The following is a 19458-nucleotide window of genomic DNA, read 5'->3' as shown; positions in this document are numbered from 1 at the left end:
ATATCACCTGCATCCAGATCGGTGGCGGGCCTGTCAGCACACATCCGATTTCCGGAATAGGCAGCACACGTTATATGTTATGCTTGGTAAAAAAGGCCTCCGCCAGCCTGCCTCCCTGATCTGTACAGATGCCCCGAAGGTAATAGAGGAAAATGCTGCGGAAAACCTCCGAGAGGTTGTATTTGTCGGGAGGGAACACCTGCGGGTTCACCAACATGCTCACCTGGGCAAGCATAATGCGGGTAACCAGCTCAATATTTACATCTTTCCGGAAAAAGCCCTGCAAAACACCCCTGTTCATGATCTCCGACACCAGGTAATAGCTATGCGAATTCAGGTGATCAAGGCCTAACTGCCAGACATCCTGATAATGCTGCTGCAAATCCAGGATATAAAGCGGGTTGGTCTGCTGCATGTTCTTTATGCCATCCTGTAACAGCATCATGATTTCTTCTACGGGGTTCTGAGCATCTGCCAGCATCTTCGCCTGCAAGCGCACCTGCTCCTGCATATCGAACAGCACGACTTTGCGCACCATATCTGCTTTATCCTTAAAAAGCTCCTGAAAGGTAGAGTGCCTTATGTCCAGCCTCCTGATAATATCTTCCCTTTTATTCGCCTCAATACCTTCCTTCTTAAAAATGCGAAGGATCTCCTCTAAGATCGTTTCTAAAAAAGTCATGTTCCCCTTTCTAACTTCTGCTGATGGTTATGCGCCTGCTTGTATGGTAGCTACTTCTGTTGGATTGCAGAAAACAGGGCTTAACAGTAAGAAATATATGAATTTCTCCACCGGAGCACAATAATTATTCCGGAAATTCAGAAATTATTATTGCGGTAGCAGATTTAAAGCGACAAAGAACAGTAACTGCACGATATACACATAAGCAGCCAGCCGGTTCTGCTTGCAAAACGGCACTCTCTGAAACCATATCTGCAAGAGAAGCGATAGGCCAAACCAGCCGATGAAATTAGATAAAGGAATAACGCCCTGGTGCCAGCTCCAGAAATCGTAGGTTATGGCTACGGGCTCTATAAAAATGTCGAGCAGTACGAGCAGGGCAGCTCCCGCTACCACTTTCAGGAGCCAGTGCACGGGCAGCCTGTTGGCCATGGTGCCGGTAGCGTACACCAGCATCAGCCAGTTGAGCCCGATCAGCAGGGGCACCTCCCAAAGCTTGGTACCGAGCGTACTGCCATAGCTGTAGTGGCCGAACAACAAGCCGGTATGCACACCAAATACCTCTGCCAGAAAGCCTACCGCAAACACCACCCCGGCAAACAGCAGAAACCAGCTGCTCCAGCCCCTGTGGAAGCTAAAAAGTAGCGTGTTGGTGAGCAGCAGGTTAAGCGGCGTAAGCGACTGGAAATACGTGGACCTGCCACTGAGGCCAAGCCCCCAGAAGCCCACCGCATGAAATATTACCAGAACGGCAACGGCAAGTGGTAGTTTGTATTTTTTAAGAAGCTGCACAGCCGTTTTGCTGGCGGAAAGCGGTAAGGTAGTATCTGGCATTTCTATTTTTAAGCTTTTTTTGTTTCAGGAACCATGTCGCCCACAATTTTGGCTGAGAGCAGGCAGAGCGGTATGCCGCCGCCCGGATGCACACTGCCACCACAAAAATACAACCCGCTTAGGCGACCGCTGAAGTTCGGATGACGCAAAAAGGCTGCCATCCGGTTGTTGGAGCTGCTGCCATACAAGGCACCGGCAAAAGAAGAGGTCTGCTGCTCGATCAGGAGTGGGTCCAGCACCTGCTCGCAGGCTATAAGCGGCTCCAGCGGCACCCCCAGCATGGTGCTGAGCTTTTTTATAACGGCATGGCGGGTGGCTGCTATCAGCTGTGGCCAGTCCTGCCCCTGGTTATGCGGCACGTTTACCATCACAAACCAGTTTTCGCAGCCGGCAGGCGCATCAGCAGGCTCCAGTTTGGAGGTAATGTTTACATAAACGGTTGGGTCTGGCGCTACAGTTTTGTGCTGAAAGATGTGCTCAAACTCTTCTTTATAGTTCTGGCTGAAAAAAATATTGTGCAGGTGCAGTTCCGGAAAGGCTTTCTGTAGGCCCCAGTAAAAGATCAGGGCGGAGCTGGAGCGGGCTTGCTGCAGCGTTTTGTCGGGCGCTGGCTGGTCTGGCAGCAGCTTCCGGTAAGTAGGCACCACATCCATGTTACTTACCACCACCCAGGCTTTATAAATGCCCCGGCTGGTTTCTACCCCCGTAACAGCACCTGCTGCTGTTGTGATGCGGGTTACCGGCTCGTTGTACCGGAATGTTACGCCCAGCTCCTCTGCCAGCTTCACCAGGCTGGCCGCTATGGCATAAATGCCACCTTTGGGGTAAAAGGCGCCGATGTTGTGCTCCAGGTGCGGAATGAGGTTGAGGGTGCCGGGGGCCTGGTAGGGGTCGGAGCCGTTGTAGGTAGCAAAGCGGTCGAGGAGCTGCACAAAGCGTGGGTCGGGGAACAGCTTCTGGTTCGCCGCGTGCATGGTAGTGGTCAGGCCAAGGTCGGAGAGGCAGCCCAGCGCCTTGAGCACATCGGGGCTCAGGTACGTGCCCACCTTGTGCAGCGACTTGTGCAGAAAGGTATCGGCGGTGCCTTGGTAGAGCCGAGCGCTCTTTGCCAAGGCCTGCTGCACCGTCTTTGCCGGCACGCCCAGCTGCTGCTCCGCCTCCCGTGCAAAGCGCTCCGGGTCGGCATAGGCTTTTACCCTGCTGCCGTCGGGCCAGAAGTAATGCGTAATAGGGTCGAGGCGGGTGTAGCTAAAGTAGGAGGAGGGCTTGCGGCCTGCCAGCGTAAAAAGCTCATCGACGAGGTGCGGCAACGTGAACAGCGAAGGTCCGGCATCGAAACGGTAGCCATCGAGCACGAACTGCTGCATTTTGCCCCCGAAGGTGGCGTTTGCCTCCAGTACCGTTACCTCATAGCCCTTTATGGCAAGCCGTATGGCTGCAGCAATGCCTCCTATGCCCGAACCTACTATGGCTGCTCTCTTCATTAAACCCAATGTACAAGATTTTTCCTCAACTCAGAAACTGCTTTGAGCCGGAAAGGTTTTAAAAGAAAGATCCAGTCTATGCTATAACTTAAATTTTTTTCAGCATTCAAGACCTGGGCGCTGCAGCTTTAAACACAGCGGTTGCCAGGCAGCAGCAGCAGGAGCAGAACCTCCGGAGGGGCTTTTTCATTTCAATAATCTGGCTCTCGACCCATACCAAGAATCCGGCAGCAGATAATTCTGTCAATTCTTCCTAACTTTTCGATTATCTGCTTACCTTCAACACTTCGCACCCATGCCTTTCACCAGTCATTAATTTTAAGTGAGAACACGTTTACTTATTTTCTTTTCCCTGCTCTGCCACACAATGGCTTTTACACAACCGTCTCTTACGCTCAACAAAGTTTACTTTGCTGGCCAGCAGGTAGCTAAAGTAAGCCTGCACTCTTCCGGAGATGCTTATATCATAAAAGGAGAAGCCCGCAGAGAAATTGCTTTTACAGATGTAGCCGGCAATGAAACCGATATTACCCCGCTTTTTACAAATTTCACCGATAAGGTTTTTAACGACATCCACTGCGCCGATAGCGGTTATGTATTTGTGGCTACCAACGGCGATTACCTGCTCCGGTATAACAACAACAGGGTAAAGCACCTGAACCAGGGATCCGGGCTCCAGAACGGGCTTATAACATCGCTTGCGGGGTATCGGGTATTATATATGGGCACGGGGCACGGCCTCTACAACTCCCGCGAGGGCAGGTTATCGCGCTTCGACCCGACCTATACACTAAACAACCCACTTGTCGGGATGAGGAATACCGAGCGGGTCGATATCTTTTCTGCTGACAGGGGATTGAACTTTCACTACAAACACCCAGCCAGCAGTATACTCAGTTGCGCACCAAGAAGCCGCTTTACCCACTATACGGTGTATGGAAATTTGTACTACAGAGGCTACTCTTTAAGCAATGGCGTATTAGACACCAGCCATGTATACTCAGTACATCATGTGGTGCCATATTATTGGAACCAATATGAAATCCTGAAAATGTATCACTACAGAGGCACTAGCGCTGGCCTAAAGAAAACTGTTTATACTGGCTGCGAGGCTGCAATTTACCTACCCCGAAGAAAAGTATACAAGCTGCTTGAAATCAGGACTTACCCTTTTGAGATTTTCAGGAAGCCCGAGATGGAGCAGCGCTACCTGCTCTCGGCCACCGATAGCGGCCTGTACATAAACAGGATTCACAAAGACACCATGACACCCGACACACTGCAGCTGGTGCCTGGCACGGCCGACCTGAAAATCTACGACATTGATGCGGACAGGTGCTACAGCAAAATCTGGCTAGCCACCAACAAAGGGCTTTACACGTTCGATATAAACCATCAGGCCAGGCAACTTACGCTGAACATGGCGTATGATGGGCTGCAGTATGTTTGCATGAACCCTTCCTTCAGGTTAAATGCGCCGGCAAAGGAGGGCTTTACCTTTCAGTGGCAAAAAGATGGTCTGGACATAGCTGCTGCAGACAAACCCCACTACGACGCAACAGCGCCAGGCACCTATCGGGTACGGATGGTGTCGACTTGCTACGCTCAAACCGTTTACTCCAACACCGTAACGCTTCAGCACGACCAGCTACAGCAAGCTCCTGTAACAGTGAAGGGCAACCTGGTAAAGTGCCCCACCGATGTAGTCATCTTATCGACCACAGAAAAAGCAGACTATCAGTACCAATGGTATAAAGACGATAAGCCCCTGCCTGGTTCTGTAGCCACACATGCTGCCTTTGGCACAACGGACGGTGGCCGGTATAAAGTAAAAGTCACGAACTGCTATGGCACAAGTGTGTTCTCAGAAAGCGTTGAAATACAGAGCAGGGAGGTACCAAAGCCTGTTGTAACGGCCCCTGCTCAAACGATATGCTACGGAGAGAGCCTGGAGCTTCAGGTGCAGGAGTATGCGGGCAAGATTCAATGGCTGCTAAACGGTTCGCCTGTTCCGTCGGTGCCTGGGCAGCCAACCAGGCATGTGGTAAGGCCCAGCTCGCCAAATATTACCTATAGTATTTACCAGGCCAGGTTCACGAACGAGCTTGGGTGCTCCAGCACCTCCGACTACCTGTATATCTATTTTGCTCCCCGACCTGAGATCACCATTCGCCGGAGCTTACCGGAGCCTGTTTGTGCCGGCTCTGTACAGCGGCTGCTGGTAAATGCCAGCTACAACAGCTCCGTACGTTGGTCCACGGGCAGTACAAAGGCCTTTATCGATGTTGAGCAACCCGGCAGATATTATGTTACCGTTACAGATCGCACCACCGGTTGTTCTGCTACAGATTCGGCAGATGTTCTTTTTCAGGTGGAGCCTGTGCTGTTTGCGTTACCCGACACTATAATTTGTGAAGCCAGCCTCAGAGCCTTGGAAATTGCAGCCGGACCTGCAGGAGCTACATACAGCCTGAACGGAGTTGTACAGGAAGATCATATGATCAGGATAAGCCAGGCCGGCACCTATACGATTGCTGTAGAAAATAACACTGGCTGCACCGCCTCCAGAACGCTGACTGTTCAGAATTTTTGCGACGAGCTGGTAATACCCAACATCATCACCCCCAATGGCGACAACCTGAACGACTTTTTTGTAATCCGGAACCTGGTGCCAAACTGTGAGCTGAAAGTGATTAACAGGACTGGAGCGTTGGTTTACCAGGATAGCAACTATCAAAACAACTGGTCGGGCGATAAATTGCCGGATGGTGCCTATTACTACCACCTCAGCAGCCCCAGCCTTAAAAAAAGCTGGAAGGGCTGGCTCGAAATTTCGCGTTAGCCGCTAAAGGCTCGTTTATAAACCGGCTTACGGCTGCCAAACTGCAACAGCATGAGGGGGTACAGCAGCCAATCAAGGGCTTTACTGCCGGTGCGGTACTCGATGATGTCGTGAATAATGGCACTATTCCCGTTTTTGGTTACCAGGTGCTTGTGCCGCCAGTGCCGCAGGGGAGTAGGCACCTCCAGCCCCTCGTCTACAAAATAAGCTTCAGATGCAGTAACTGCCCGCTCGGTGATCAGGCTCGTCCAGCGGAAGGATTTAAAACCGGCCAGCAGTTCCACCTCCACCACATCGCCGGGGTAGCTGCCATCGAAGCGCAACAGCCTCAGACGCGGGTAAGGCGGAGACAGTTTCCGGAACAGGCTTTCGTCGAAGGCGTTGAAAACCGACAGGTAATCCTGTTTAACCTGGGTGCGAAGGTGCAGTTGCATCGTATAGGTTCCTGTTGAGCTGTAGAGGCTTATCTGCCCTGCATAACAATTGTAAAGTCAGAAAGGTTTGCAAATTATTCTAATGAAATGGCCCCCCGCGAGGCGTTGCTGCTTAAAAGGACACAGGACCTTTTAAGTCTGAATCAGAATTAGAGGATCAGCCGGATACCGTCATCACGACCTCCTTCCCACGCTGGGCTTAGTTGCCGATTATGCCCTTTTTCTATGGGTTTGTCTCCGACTAGCCTCGCTGCCTAAAGCAGCGGAAAGTACATTCGCTTAGCATAAAAGCGGGATCATGAGTTGGGCTGTTTGGAAAGGTAACGTCTGTCCGAGTCACAGTTTAATCGCTTCGTTGCTATTTGGCATATTCCTCCAACCTGCCCGCAGGGCGACTTCAAACAGCGGTCGAATTCATTTTAACAATTCAACCATTCAACTCTCAACCATCAACAACCAAATTATTCTAATGAAATGGCCCCCCGCGAGCAACTGCTGCTGTTGCTGCTCTTTGAGTAGGAAATACTTCAAAAGCGAAAGCCTCTGCAGCTCGTTTTTGCTGGCAGAGGCTTTTGCTATCTGAGAGCTGATTAGCTCAGCAGGTTGTCAATATCTTCTTTGGTAAGACTCTTCATCACGGTTTCGTCGGTGCTGATAAGGTCTGTAACCAGCTGGATCTTGCGGCCCTGCAGCGCCAGAATCTTCTCCTCTACTGTTTCTTTCGTGATAAACTTGTAGGTAAACACCTGGTTTTGCTGCCCAATTCGGTGCGCTCTGTCTACTGCCTGCGCTTCTACAGCAGGGTTCCACCAGGGGTCCAGGATAAACACATAGTCTGCGGCCGTCAGGTTAAGCCCCACACCACCGGCTTTCAGCGAGATCAGGAATACCTGTACCGATTTATCGGTCTGGAACCGCTCTACCTGCTGCTGCCTGTTCTTGGTGTTGCCGTCCAGGTAGGCGTAGGTAATTTCTCTTTCATCCAGCGCACGCCTCATAATTTCCAGATGCTTCACGAACTGGCTGAACACTAGCACCTTATGGCCTTTGCAAACCACATTCTTCGTCATCCGGAGCACCTCCTTCAGTTTGCCCGACTCACCTTCGTAACCTTCGTCGGTCATGAGGGGGTGGTTGGCGATCTGGCGAAGCTTGGTAAGCCCTTGCAGAAGCATAAACTGCGTGTTGCCAGGGCCGTGCTCCTCCAGGTTGGTCAGGATCTTGTTGCGGTAGTACGACTTTGTTTCTTCGTAGGCATGCTCCTGTTCTTTGGACATATTACAGAACGTGATGTTCTCTATTTTGGCCGGCAGTTCTTTGGCCACCTGCGACTTGTGCCTGCGCAGGATAAAGGGCTTTATGAGGGCATGCAGTTTCCGGATCTTCTGCTCATCTTTTTCTTTCTCGATGGGCTTCAGGAACTCATTGCGGAAAAAGTGCTGGCTGCCCAGCAGGCCAGGGTTTATAAACGACATCTGCGACCACAGGTCCATAGTGCTGTTCTCCACAGGCGTGCCGGTCAGAATCAGGCGGTAGCGCGATTTCAGGGTGCGTATTGAGCGCGATGTATAGGAATTCGGGTTCTTGATGGCCTGCGACTCGTCCAGTATGATATAGTCGAAGTAATAGCTCTTCAGCAGGTTGGCATCCAGGCGCACAATGCCATAGGAGGTGAGCACCACATCGTAATTGCTGAACTGCTCCACATCTTTGTCGCGGTAGGTGCCTGTGTAAGCGAGCACGCGCAGGTCAGGCGTAAACTTCTGCGCTTCGTTCTGCCAGTTGTAGATAAGCGAAGTAGGCATTACCAGCAGGGTGGCGGCCTCGGCCCCGTTCTCTTTGCGGTGCTGAAGCATGGCCAGTGCCTGCACGGTTTTGCCAAGGCCCATATCGTCGGCGAGGCAGCCCCCGAACTTGTAGTCTTTCACAAAGTGCAGCCAGTTGTAGCCAGCCTTCTGGTAAGGGCGCAACTCTCCTTTAAAGCCCTGTGGCAGGGGCTTATCTTCAATTTCTTCGAACTCCCGGAGCTTCTCCAGCTTGCGGCTCATGCTTACGGCAGCCAGGTTGCCATTTTGCAGGTCGTTTACCAGGGCCATGTGATGCTTCTTCAGCGTGAGGGCCTGGTCGCCTTCCGAAAAAGCAAATAGCTCTATGTATTGCGTAAACCACTCTTCCGGAATAATGGCAATTTGCCCATTAGGCAGCAAAAATTCGTTGTTCCTGGTAAGAATGTGGTTCTTCAGCTTTATGAACGGAACCTCAAACTCGCCAAACTGCACGGTGCCGTAAATATCGAACCAGTCGTTGTTTTCTGTAATACCCACGCTTACCGAAATCTCGCCAATAAAGTAGGTCTTCGCGCTTTTCTCTGATTGCCTTACCGTAAACCCGAGCTGCTCCAGTTCCTGCAGGTGGTTGCTCAGCCAGGAGAAGGCCGTGCTTTTCTCTAACACAGCCTTGCCGTTCTTTACTTCCAGGGCGCGCTTCGAGAGCTCCTTAATGAACTCTTTCTCGTTGTTTATGTCGCGTATCAAGCGGTGGAACACATACGAGTCCTGGGTTTTCTCCATGCTCACGCTCACACGTTTCAGCTCCTGCGTCTCCACCATGTGGTCGCCGTACTGAAACGACAGGTTAAAGAGTATTTTATCGGGAGAGCCAAACCGGTCAGGTTTCGTCTCGTTGCCGGTTACGGGTTGTGCCTGCGCGGCCTTCAGCTCCGAAAACGTGAGGTAGGGGCTGGGTTTGTATTTCTGCGACCGGATATCAAAACCTTTGGCAAACACATCGTAAGACTCCACCAGCGGGGCCACAAACTTGCTGTAGTAGTTGTCCTCTACCGCTCTTGGAATCAGAATAAATTTCTTGTTGAGGAACGGCTGCAGCTTTTTGCCCTCTATCGGTTTATCAAATCCGTAAATCGTGTCGTTGAGCAGGAGCCAGGCAGGCTCGTAGCATACCATGCTGGCGTGCTTGTACTGGAAGTCCAGCTTCTGACCTTCGTATTTTATGGTTGGGAAGTAATGGGTGTTGTTTTCGTTGCGCATAAAATGGAAAAGCACCGTGGCCTTTTCAGGAGCCATATAGAGGCGTTTCCAGGTCGGTTCCCCGTCTTTACCCATAATAAAGGTCATCTTCTCCTGCAGCAGGCTCAGTATCTTGCCCATCCGCACCTGCACGTATCCGTATATTGCCTCCTGAAGGGCTTTGTCGCCTTTTTCAGGGTCATATACCTTTAAGAAAAATTCTGCAGGGCTTAATCTTTTGGTAGAGAACCTCCGGAGCACCGCATCCTGCTGAATCTGGTCCATAAGGGAGATCAGCTTAAAATCGCAGGCATCGAGGCGGGAGGCAAATTCGGCGGCGTTTTTTTCAGAAATGTTTTGGTGCTGCAGGGTTAGCTGCCCCCTGCCGTTGAGCTGCACCGCAAACGACTCGAACAAATAACCCAGGTACTCGTGTTCGAACAGAGAATAAACGATCTGAAAAGGCTGGGTTGTGTAAACGTTCATGCCAAAAGCCAAATTAGGGATATCAAAAATAACGCTAAATCGGCTATTTTCCTAGAAAAAAACGGCTTTTCGCTAACTATAGCTTGTTATTTTGTGATATTTGTAAATAGCTAGGCAGCAGGCCTATAGGTTTTCTGTTACCGACATAGAGGCGGCTTTGTAGGCTGGCCTTATAGATACTAACAAAGTGATGACCACGATGGCAACGCCGGTAAACACAAAATCGCTCACCTGCATTTTTACCGGGTAAGAATCTACAATGGAGGTGGCCATACCCATAGACACCAGTCCGAAGCTCTCCTGCAGGTTGCACACCAGCATGCCTAATGATAAACCGTACGTTGCCCCGATAAAGGCTACCAGCGCCCCCTCAAACAGGAAAATATTGCGGATGGTGGCGGCAGTAGCCCCCATAGAAGCCAGTATGGCAATATCTTTTTTCTTATCGATCACCAGCATGGAAAGGGAAAAGAAGATATTGAGGGAGGCGATGAGCAGAATAAAGGTAAACGTGATGAACACAAACAGCTTCTCTACTTTCACGGCCCGGAGCAGGCTGGTATGCTGTTCGTCGCTGTCCTGCACCAGAAAGGCTGCTCCCAGGGTACTTTGCAGCGTCCGCTTCACTGTTTCGATGTTGTAACCTTCCTCCACCTTTATTTCGAGGGAGGTGCGCCTCCTGCCGTACTCCAGCAGCTCTTCGGCAAAGTTCAGGGGCACAAACACATACGAGTCGTCGTACTGCCGCTCAATGGCAAATACGCCGCCCGGCCTGATGGGCAGGCTGTTGAAGGAGCCTTCGGGGTTCAGGGGGTTAAATTTGGTATTGCGCGGGTACAGAAACTGCAGCGACACAAACTGGTTAGAGGGCCTGATAGAGAGCTGGTACTGCACACCCCGCCCCACCACGGCAAAATACTCATCATCGCGGTAGAGGTTAAAGTCGCCTTCTACAATAGCGGAATCGATCTGGTTCTGCTCAAAGAAGTTCTCGCTTACGCCTTTCACCTTCACCACCATCTGGCGGTCGTTGTAGCGCAGCAGGGCATTGTCTTCTATCACCTCCGACACCACCGCCACGCCGGGTGTCCGCCGTATGCGGTTCATAAACTCCGTATCGGTCTCGAACGATTTGCCCTCCACCACCGAAATTTTAAGATCGGGGTCGAAGCTGCTGTAAATGGCCCGGATTAGGTCTTCGAGGCCGTTAAACACAGACAGCACAATGATCAGGGCCATCGTACCCACAGCCACGCCAATCATGGCTATATTGGAGATAATGCTGATGATGTTCCTCTTCTTTCTGGAGAAAAAGTATCGCTTCGCTATCAGAAAAGGTACATTCATTTATTAGTTGTTGGTTGTTAGTTGCTGGTTGTTAAATGGTTGAATGGTTGAATTGCTTAATGGTTGATTATTCTCATGATCGTGTATCATACTTATTGAAATAACAATTTAGCCATTTAACAATTTAGCAATCAACAATAACCGACAACCAATTATTTCCAGGCTTTTACGATGAGGCCGGTGCCGGAGGCATGCTTGCTGTTTACGTCTATCCAGTTAAGCAGCAGGCACACCGGAAAGGTAACCAGGTAGTAAAACGGCAAAAACAGGAAGAAAATTTTAGATACGCCCAACATTTGCAAAGGGTACTTCATCGATAATCGCCACGAAACCTGCCCTGGTTTGCCATACGAGTAACGCGCCTCCACTCTCCGGAAGCCCGCCCGCTGCAATTTGCCGTGTATCTCTTCAATGCCATAGCCATCGCGCACGTGCTCCTCTATAAAAGAAGTTTCGTCGCCGCTGTGTACATCGGAGCCGCCCTGGTCGGAGGGGGTGGAGATGAGGAGCATGCCCCCTGGCCGGAGTGAGGCGTGGATATTTTTGAACACCTGCACATCTTGCTCGATGTGCTCCATCACATCTACCGAAAGCACTAGGTCGAAACTGTTGGGCTGGCGGAACTGCACCAGGTCAGCGATCCGGAACACGACGTTATGCCGGTCGATGGCTCTGAAAAACCGGTTGCTGTCTGATACCTGCTCCTCCTTTACATCTACGGCCAGCACGCTCCACTTGCTGCTCTTGCTGGTCAGGTAGTAAGTATACTGCCCAAATCCGGAGCCGGCATCGAGAATGTGCTGCTGCTTGTGCCTGCGCGTTATGGCCCAGGTGCTCAGTTCCTTGTGCACATGCCACGCCCGCAGCAGGAGCAGGTCCAGCAGGTGGTAAAATATGCGTCTCAGAAAAGGCGTCTGGTTGAACACGTCGCCCAGTATCCTTTTTATCGGATCATACTGCATAAAGGTGGTGCAAAACTATCGGGTAGCGTTTTCTTCGTCTTCTTCTCCGGGGGTACTGTCGCCTGCGTCGGCATCGTCTTCGGCAGGCGGAATTTCCAGGTTAGAGAACAGTTTGTCCATCTGGGCGGCATACTCGGCGCTGTCGTCGAGGTAAAAAACCAGCTCCGGGATAACGCGCACCTGGTTTTTGATGCGCTGGGCCAGATGGTGGCGAATAGTTTTGGTGTTTACCCTGATCTCCTGCAGCACCGCCTCGTTATTGGAGGCCTTGAGCAGGCTCAGGTACACGCGCGCCAGCCCCAGGTCGGGCGATACGCGCACCACACTCACCGATATATAGGCGCCTGCAAAGAGGTGCGGCACCTCCCGCTGAAAGATGTCGGCCAGCTCTTTCTGGATGAGGCGTGAGAATTTCTGTTGTCTTTTACTTTCCATACGAAGATGCAAATATCATATTAATTTCGCATTTTTACCCCAAAAGTGACCTACTCATTTCGGAGAAGGCACGTTTATCTCGCTTTCTAACTCTATAATCTCTTGATTAGTTACTTCAGAAGCATACTGCCTTCCCGACTGATCCTGCTGGTTTTACTTTACCTGGCCATACGTGTTCCGCTTATCTTACTAGGTATTCCTGCCACAGTGCCGGAACTTAACTTTATGCTGGTAGGCGAGCGTATGGCCGACGGGTTTGCCATGTACCGCGAAATCTACGACAGCACGGCCCCGCTGTCAGCCCTGGTGTACTGGACCATAGATGTGGTGGCGGGCCGCTCCTACCTCACCTACCGGCTGGTGGCCACGGCGCTTCTGCTGGCGCAGGCACTGGCCCTGAACACGACCCTGATCCGGAACAAAGTGTACCAGGAAAAAAACTACCTGCCGGCCCTGGTGTACCTGACGCTTGGCTGCCTTACGCTCGAGTTTGAGATGCTCACGCCATTGCTCATCGGCTACACCTTTGTTATTCTCTCTTTGCCCTACTTTATAACCTTATCGCGGGAGGGGCTGGATAACAGCCGCCTGTTTATCGGGGGGTTTATGCTGGGGCTGGCAGCGCTCAGCTTTCTGCCGCTGGCGCTGTTTCTGCTCATGGGGCTGTTCGCTATTATATTTTTTGCTTCGGCCACCTTCCGCAGCTCGCTGCTGATGCTGTGCGGGTTTGCCTTTCCGTATGCCATGCTGCTGAGCTATTACCTGTTTACCGGCACGGTGAGCAACTTTCTGGAGCTGCACCTGCTCCGGCCCTGGCAGTTCGAGGTTTCGTTCCTGATCCCGCCGGCCGACCTTGCCAAGCTGCTCGTGCTGCCGGTGCTGGTGCTGGCCCTGTCGCTGTTCAGTATGCTCTCGCTGCCGCAGCGGCTCGTGTTCCAGGTAAAGTTTCAGCAGCTGATGGTGGTGTGGCTCATGGTCAGCCTCATGGTCATTATCTCCCGCGATGAGGTGTCGGCGGCTTTGTTTCTGGTGCTGCTCCCGCCGATTGCCTACTTCAGCGAGTTTTTGTTTACCAGCCGCATGAAACCCTGGGTCATCACCCTGATTTACCTGGTGATGCTGGCCGGGGTTGTGCTGCTGCGCTACCGGCAGCCATTGGGCGTAAGTGCATGGGTCAAGATCGACGAATCCGGGATCCTTTTGCCTGACTCGCCTCCACAATCAATTAAGGGCACCTCAGTGCTCGTGCTCGGCAACGACATCAGGTATTACATACACAACAAAATCGCAACGCCTTACCTGAACTGGAAGCTGTCGCAGCGGCATTTTGGCTGGCTAAAGGACTATGAGGCAGTGTTTGCGCTGTATCAGAATTTCCAAAAAGAATCGCCGGAGTACATTATTGACCAAGTTGGGCTTATGCCAGAGCTGAAATATAAGTTGCCCACTGTTTTTGATGCCTACGAAGCCACTGACGCTCCTGCTGTTTACAAAAGGCAGGGAAAACAGAACAGGAGTCTGTAGCAGGAATTATTCTAATGAAAAAGCCCCTCCAGAGGCTCTGCTGCTCCTTATATGGGCCCTAAACAGAAAACGCGGACCTATTGGCCCGCGCTCCTGATGTTTAATGTTTCTACGGCTACTACAGCTTCTACTTAGCAGTTCGTGATCTTGTTGACTCTTGTCTGGTGGCGACCGCCTTCAAAGTCAGTAGACAGGAAAACGCGCATCATCTCTACGGCTTCCTCTTCCGACACGAACCTGGATGGGATACAGAGCACGTTGGCGTTGTTGTGGCCGCGTGCCAGTTGCGCCAGCTCGGGCTTCCAGCACAGTGCTGCGCGTATTTCCGGGTACTTGTTGGCTGTAATGGCCACGCCGTTGCCGCTGCCGCACACCAGTATGCCATAATCGAACTCCTGGTTTGCCACTGCTTTCGAGAGTGGGTGCACAAAGTCCGGGTAGTCGGACGACTCGCCGGTATAGGGGCCGAAATCTTTTAGTTCATGACCATCTGCCTCCAACACTTTTGTGAGCATACCTTTGTACGCAAACCCTGCGTGGTCACCGCCGATTGCTATTTTATAGGCCATAATCTTAGATGGTATCGTTTTGGTTTAATCGCTTTAAATCTCTTTTACGGATAGAGCTCGAAACCCTGATGCTTACTTCGTAGAGTACTAACAGGGGCATCGCTATCAACAGCTGGCTGATGATATCAGGCGGTGTAATGATGGCCGCAATCACCAGAATAATAATGATGGAGTGGCGCCGGTACAGCTTCATGATCTCGGGTGTGAGCAGACCGGCTTTGGTGAAGAAATAGACAACCACCGGTAGCTGGAACATGATGGCGCAGGCCAGGCAGAGCGTGGTGAGCGTGGAGATGTACGAAGACAGGTCGAACTCATTCAGGATCGAGGGGTCTACCTGGTAGCTGGCCAGAAAGTTGATCGAGATCGGCGACACCACATAGTAGCCAAACAGGAGCCCTAACATGAACAGCACCGACACAAAGAACACGGCCCCTCTGGAGTTTTTCTGCTCCTCCGGGTAGAGGCCCGGGCTCACAAAGCGCCAGATCTCCCAGAACGCATACGGAAACGCGCAGGCCAGCCCCAGCACCAGCGACACCATAATGTGCATGGCAAACTGTCCGCTCATCTGCCTGCTCTGAATCGTAAAGCCCAGATCGGTAATGCAGAGCACATCAGAGCCAATCCGCTCGCCTAACTCGCACAAAAACCTGTAGCTCAGGAAATCGGTGCGCGAAGGAGCCAGTATAATATCATGAAACACGAAGCCTTTGGCCAGAAAGGCGATAATCGCAAATACCAGAATAGAACTGAGCGACCTGATAATGTGCCATCTTAACTCCTCCAGATGGTCCACAAAGGACATCTCCTGTGGCTCTTCCTCCATATTAGGCTTATTCATTGATTAAGGCTCCTCAGCACTTCCGTTTTTTAGTAGGCGAAGAGCGGGTATTGCTCCATCCAGCTATTCACCTCTTTGCGTACCGACTGCAGGGTGCTTTCGTTCTCGTTGTTCATCAGCACCTGGTCGATCAGCTCCACTATACGCTCCATGTCGTTTTCTTTGAGGCCCCTGGTCGTGATAGCGGCCGTTCCTACACGCATGCCAGAGGTAACGAAAGGAGACTTATCGTCGAAAGGAACCATGTTTTTGTTGATGGTAATGTCTGCTTTTACCAAGGCATTCTCGGCCAATTTGCCGGTAAGGCCCTTGGAGCGCAGGTCGATCAGCATCATGTGGTTGTCGGTGCCACCGGAAATAATGTCGTAGCCGCGCGATACGAATGCTTTGGCCATGGCTTGTGCGTTTTGCTGCACCTGCTGCACATAGCTCAGGTAATCGTCAGAAAGGGCTTCGAAGAAAGAAACGGCTTTGGCAGCGATCACGTGCTCCAGCGGGCCGCCCTGTGTGCCAGGGAACACGGCGCCATCCAGCAACGACGACATCATGCGTGTCTCGCCTTTTGGAGTTTTGAGGCCAAATGGGTTCTCAAAGTCTTTGCCCATCATGATCATGCCGCCTCTTGGGCCGCGCAGGGTCTTGTGGGTAGTGGTGGTTACGATGTGGCAATGCTCAAACGGATCGTTCAGCAAGCCGCGTGCAATCAGGCCGGACGGGTGCGAGATGTCGGCCAGCAGGAGCGCGCCCACCTCGTCGGCGGCTTCGCGCAGCTTTTTGTAGTCCCACTCGCGCGAATAGGCAGAAGCGCCGCAGATGATCAGCTTTGGCTGCTCCCGACGTGCGATCTCCACCACTTTGCTGAAATCGATCAGGCCGGTTTCCTGCTCCACCCCGTAGAAAGATGGCTTGTATATTTTACCGGAGAAATTTACAGGCGAACCGTGGGTCAGGTGACCGCCATGCGACAGGTCGAAGCCCAGGATTTTGTCGCCGGGGTTTAAGACGGCCAGCATGACAGCTGCGTTTGCCTGCGCGCCGGAGTGCGGCTGCACGTTTACCCATACGGCTCCAAAAAGTTCTTTTGCACGATCTATGGCCAGTTGTTCCGCCTGATCTACAATTTCACAGCCACCATAATAGCGTTTACCCGGGAGGCCTTCGGCGTACTTGTTGGTCATTTCGCTGCCCATGGCCCGCATGACCTGCTCCGACACAAAGTTTTCGGAGGCGATTAGTTCGATGCCATGAGTCTGGCGTGCTTTTTCTTTGGCAATTAAGTCAAAAATGGCTGTGTCCTTTTGCATTGCTACTTTGGTTGCTGTTATAGGTTTCAAAATTAAGCTTTGCACCTGAATAAACCAATGTTTGCAGATTTTAAGTAGATAATCCTAAAAAAATCGTGGCCATACCAATCTGCTATTGCGGAGAAAGGGCCGCAAAAGACGCTGCGAGGTTTACGGCTTCGCAGGAATTATTCTAATGAAACTGGCCCTCGCGAGGCCTTTTGAGAAACAGGGCTCTTCTAAAGTTAAGAGCTATGAGTTAAGAGTTGCAATGTGTTTTGAGGTTCCTCTTCAAATATCCTCCTCAACCATTCAACAACAAAAAACAAATAACCAGCAATTATCTGAATAAAAACTGCCCTCCCGAGCTTCTGCTGCCGCGCCTCCCTGAATTGGTTATTGGAGGGCTATAAAACAAAAGATCCCGGCACTTTCGGCGCCGGGATCTTTTGTTGCCAGGGTAGGTGCTATTGCTTCACCACCTTGGTCGAAATCACTTTTCCGTTTAGCTCTACCGTGAGTATGTAGGCAGCGCTTTGCAGCTTGTCGTAGTATGGCAGGGCGAACTCATTTGGCCCTGCTGTTACTTCTACTTCTCTGAAGTAAACCTGCTGGCCCGTCATGCTGGTAAGGCGCATGATCGCTTTGCCGCTGCTGGCTGCCTCTACGATAATTTTAGAATCAGGAATAAGCGGGTTTGGTGCCACTGTTACGGCATTTGCAGCTACTCCTTTAGACGCTACCACAATAACGTTGCTGTACGCATGTGTGCCATCGAGGTCCACCTGCTTCAGTCTGTAGTAGTAAGTGCCGGCATTCCGCACCTGGTGCGTATACTCGTATCGGGTGGTGATGCTGCTGTTCACTACTTTGCTCTTCACAGTTCCTACGGTCGTAAAGCCTGTCTCCGGCGAAGCTGACATCTCTACTTCGAAGTGGGAGTTGTCTGTTTCGGAAGCGGTTACCCACTTGAGCAAGGTAGCAGCACCTTTTTGCTCGGCTGTGAAGGATACCAGTTCTACCGGCAGAGGAGCGGCAGTTCCTTGTACCGCAATTCTCAGGGTGTCTCCGCTGGACTCGTTGATGATAAACCCAGTGTGCTCTCCTTCTGCCTGAGGGGCATACCTTACGAAAATCGTTGTAGCTGTTGCAACTCCATTACCTATGTCGATCCCGATTCCTATGGTGCTGGAATAAGGTCCTGCTTCTGCTCTGGCTATCTGGAAGTGCTCCGGAGCCGTTATCATAATTCTTTGTGAGAGATTCGTGCCCGATACGGTGTAAGACTGGGGAGCCGAAGTTTGTGTAGCTTCCGCCGTGAAAACCGACAGGGTGGTTTGTGATGCAGATACGACAGGGAACAGCCTTGTGAATTCAGGAGAGTATACCGTTGTTCCACCAACCGTTACGGCGATAGGGCCTGATTGGGCTTCATCTGGTACTGTTACCTTAATTTCTGTGGCTGATGAACTCACGATGGTAGCTACAGCGTCGCCCGCGAATGTTACGATGGGCGTACCCGCATCGAGCCCGGTTCCGGTCAAGGTTACGGTCAAGCCTTTTCTGGAGCTGGTCGGTGATATTCTGGTAACTGCAATAGGAGCACCGGCTACACCCGACACTTCCAGGCTTGCACTGGCGCCTTCCGATACGTGATTGATACTACCATTGTCTGTACCTTGTGCTGCAGGCAAATATCTGACATAAACAGTTGTGGCAGCCAGGCTTCCATCCGTTTCGTTTGTCAGTGGCACTTCCAGCAACGACACATAGCCTTCTGTTTCAGTTAAAGAAACCTGGAAATTAGTCGGCGCTGTAACAGATACACCTTCGACCAGGTTCACACCTGATAGCGTATACTGCTGTGGTGCTGACGCCACCCCGGCATTTGTCTCGAATGGAACCAGCGTACCAGAAAGTATGATTTCCGGTCTGAGCACAATAAAGTTTTCCCACGCTACCACATCTTCTGAGGTTGTTACAGTTATGGTGCCTGATGCCGCAGTTACAGGAACTACAACATTCATGCTTGTGGCAGAAAGAGAAGTAATTTCAGCAACTACTGGTTGTCCGTTTACATCATTAAATGTTACCTGAGTGCCGGCAGTACCTGCATTAAGGCGTGTACCGGTTATCACAATTGTCTGGCCTATTCTGCTGCTACCCGGAGAAACACTGGTAACGGAGAGGGCGGCTTCTGCTGTTCCTGATACTGACAGTGTAGCGATTACATCTCCATTATTTGCCACATGCGTAATATTGCCGCCATGAGATCCGACTGCGGCAGGATTGTATCTTACAATTATGGAAGTACTTGCAATACTCCCCTGGGCATTTGGGATAAGGGTTCTTGTTACATCCCACACGCCAGCATTAGGTCTCCAAATCTCAAAATTAGCCGGCACAGTGATAACCATGTTAGTCATAAGGTTCACGGCAGAAACTGAGTAAGTCTGAGATGATGAAGCAGTACCTACTACCGCTGAAAATGGTTGTAAAGTACCGGTAATTGTAATGACTGGTGTAAACACCGTAAATGTTGGAGAGGTGGCTGTTCCCTCTGTTGTAGTAACTGTGATAGGACCCGTTTGTGCACCTATCGGAACAACAACCTGCAGTTGTGTTCCGCCTGTGTTACTTGTCACACTATCAGCCACCACACCTCCTGAGAAAACTACAGTTGGTGTGCCTCCGATATTAAGTCTT

14 protein-coding genes are annotated in these 19458 nt (G+C 51.3%); 2 read left to right on the top strand and 12 right to left on the bottom strand.

What is annotated here, in order from left to right; genetic code table 11:
• Positions 1-70 precede the first annotated feature (70 nt).
• From FJM74_RS15215 to crtD, 3 genes are all read right to left on the bottom strand, one after another.
• Positions 71-682 (bottom strand): TetR/AcrR family transcriptional regulator, encoded by a 612-nt coding sequence (locus FJM74_RS15215; RefSeq protein ID WP_187263482.1) that lies wholly within the window; start codon positions 680-682, stop codon positions 71-73.
• 147 nt (positions 683-829) lie between these two features.
• A complete protein-coding gene (locus FJM74_RS15210; protein WP_187263481.1) occupies positions 830-1516 on the bottom strand; it encodes a carotenoid biosynthesis protein in 687 nt (228 codons plus the stop codon).
• Between the two features lie 8 nt (positions 1517-1524).
• A complete protein-coding gene (crtD, locus tag FJM74_RS15205) occupies positions 1525-3000 on the bottom strand; it encodes a 1-hydroxycarotenoid 3,4-desaturase CrtD (RefSeq protein WP_187263480.1) in 1476 nt (491 codons plus the stop codon).
• A gap of 367 nt (positions 3001-3367) precedes the next feature.
• Between crtD and FJM74_RS15200 the strand changes: the two genes are divergently transcribed.
• Complete coding sequence (locus FJM74_RS15200; protein WP_187263479.1) at positions 3368-5842, top strand: gliding motility-associated C-terminal domain-containing protein; 2475 nt, start codon at positions 3368-3370, stop codon at positions 5840-5842.
• Here the strand turns inward: FJM74_RS15200 and FJM74_RS15195 are convergent.
• The 5 genes from FJM74_RS15195 to rbfA form a co-directional block, all read right to left on the bottom strand.
• Positions 5839-6276 carry an SRPBCC family protein gene (locus FJM74_RS15195; RefSeq protein ID WP_187263478.1) on the bottom strand — a complete coding sequence of 146 codons (438 nt, stop codon included), beginning with the start codon at positions 6274-6276 and terminating at the stop codon, positions 5839-5841. The two genes, FJM74_RS15200 and FJM74_RS15195, sit on opposite strands and share 4 nt — an antisense overlap.
• 590 nt (positions 6277-6866) lie before the next feature.
• The gene (locus FJM74_RS15190; protein WP_187263477.1) at positions 6867-9788 is read right to left on the bottom strand and encodes a DEAD/DEAH box helicase; all 2922 of its coding nucleotides are present in this window, start codon (positions 9786-9788) and stop codon (positions 6867-6869) included.
• A 123-nt stretch (positions 9789-9911) separates the two neighbouring features.
• A complete protein-coding gene (locus FJM74_RS15185) occupies positions 9912-11135 on the bottom strand; it encodes an ABC transporter permease (protein ID WP_187263476.1) in 1224 nt (407 codons plus the stop codon).
• Positions 11136-11287: 152 nt separating this feature from the next.
• On the bottom strand, positions 11288-12097 hold the full coding sequence (locus tag FJM74_RS15180; protein ID WP_187263475.1) for a class I SAM-dependent methyltransferase: 810 nt from the start codon (positions 12095-12097) through the stop codon (positions 11288-11290).
• A 15-nt stretch (positions 12098-12112) separates the two neighbouring features.
• On the bottom strand, positions 12113-12532 hold the full coding sequence (gene rbfA, locus FJM74_RS15175) for a 30S ribosome-binding factor RbfA (protein ID WP_187263474.1): 420 nt from the start codon (positions 12530-12532) through the stop codon (positions 12113-12115).
• A gap of 102 nt (positions 12533-12634) precedes the next feature.
• On the opposite strand from rbfA, the gene FJM74_RS15170 reads away from it, so the two are divergent.
• Positions 12635-14056: a hypothetical protein gene (locus tag FJM74_RS15170; protein ID WP_187263473.1), complete on the top strand. Its 1422-nt coding sequence runs from the start codon at positions 12635-12637 to the stop codon at positions 14054-14056.
• A gap of 131 nt (positions 14057-14187) precedes the next feature.
• Here the strand turns inward: FJM74_RS15170 and rpiB are convergent, their stop codons facing one another.
• From rpiB to FJM74_RS22410, 4 genes are all read right to left on the bottom strand, one after another.
• Positions 14188-14625: a ribose 5-phosphate isomerase B gene (rpiB, locus tag FJM74_RS15165; RefSeq protein ID WP_187263472.1), complete on the bottom strand. Its 438-nt coding sequence runs from the start codon at positions 14623-14625 to the stop codon at positions 14188-14190.
• A gap of 4 nt (positions 14626-14629) precedes the next feature.
• On the bottom strand, positions 14630-15469 hold the full coding sequence (tatC, locus tag FJM74_RS15160; RefSeq protein ID WP_241739193.1) for a twin-arginine translocase subunit TatC: 840 nt from the start codon (positions 15467-15469) through the stop codon (positions 14630-14632).
• A gap of 29 nt (positions 15470-15498) precedes the next feature.
• On the bottom strand, positions 15499-16773 hold the full coding sequence (glyA, locus tag FJM74_RS15155; RefSeq protein WP_187263471.1) for a serine hydroxymethyltransferase: 1275 nt from the start codon (positions 16771-16773) through the stop codon (positions 15499-15501).
• Between the two features lie 446 nt (positions 16774-17219).
• A complete protein-coding gene (locus FJM74_RS22410) occupies positions 17220-19178 on the bottom strand; it encodes an IPT/TIG domain-containing protein (protein WP_241739192.1) in 1959 nt (652 codons plus the stop codon).
• Positions 19179-19458 lie beyond the last annotated feature (280 nt).

This window comes from Pontibacter beigongshangensis, from assembly GCF_014332515.1.
Lineage (GTDB): Bacteria > Bacteroidota > Bacteroidia > Cytophagales > Hymenobacteraceae > Pontibacter > Pontibacter beigongshangensis.
This window is presented reverse-complemented; position numbering and strand designations above follow the sequence as displayed.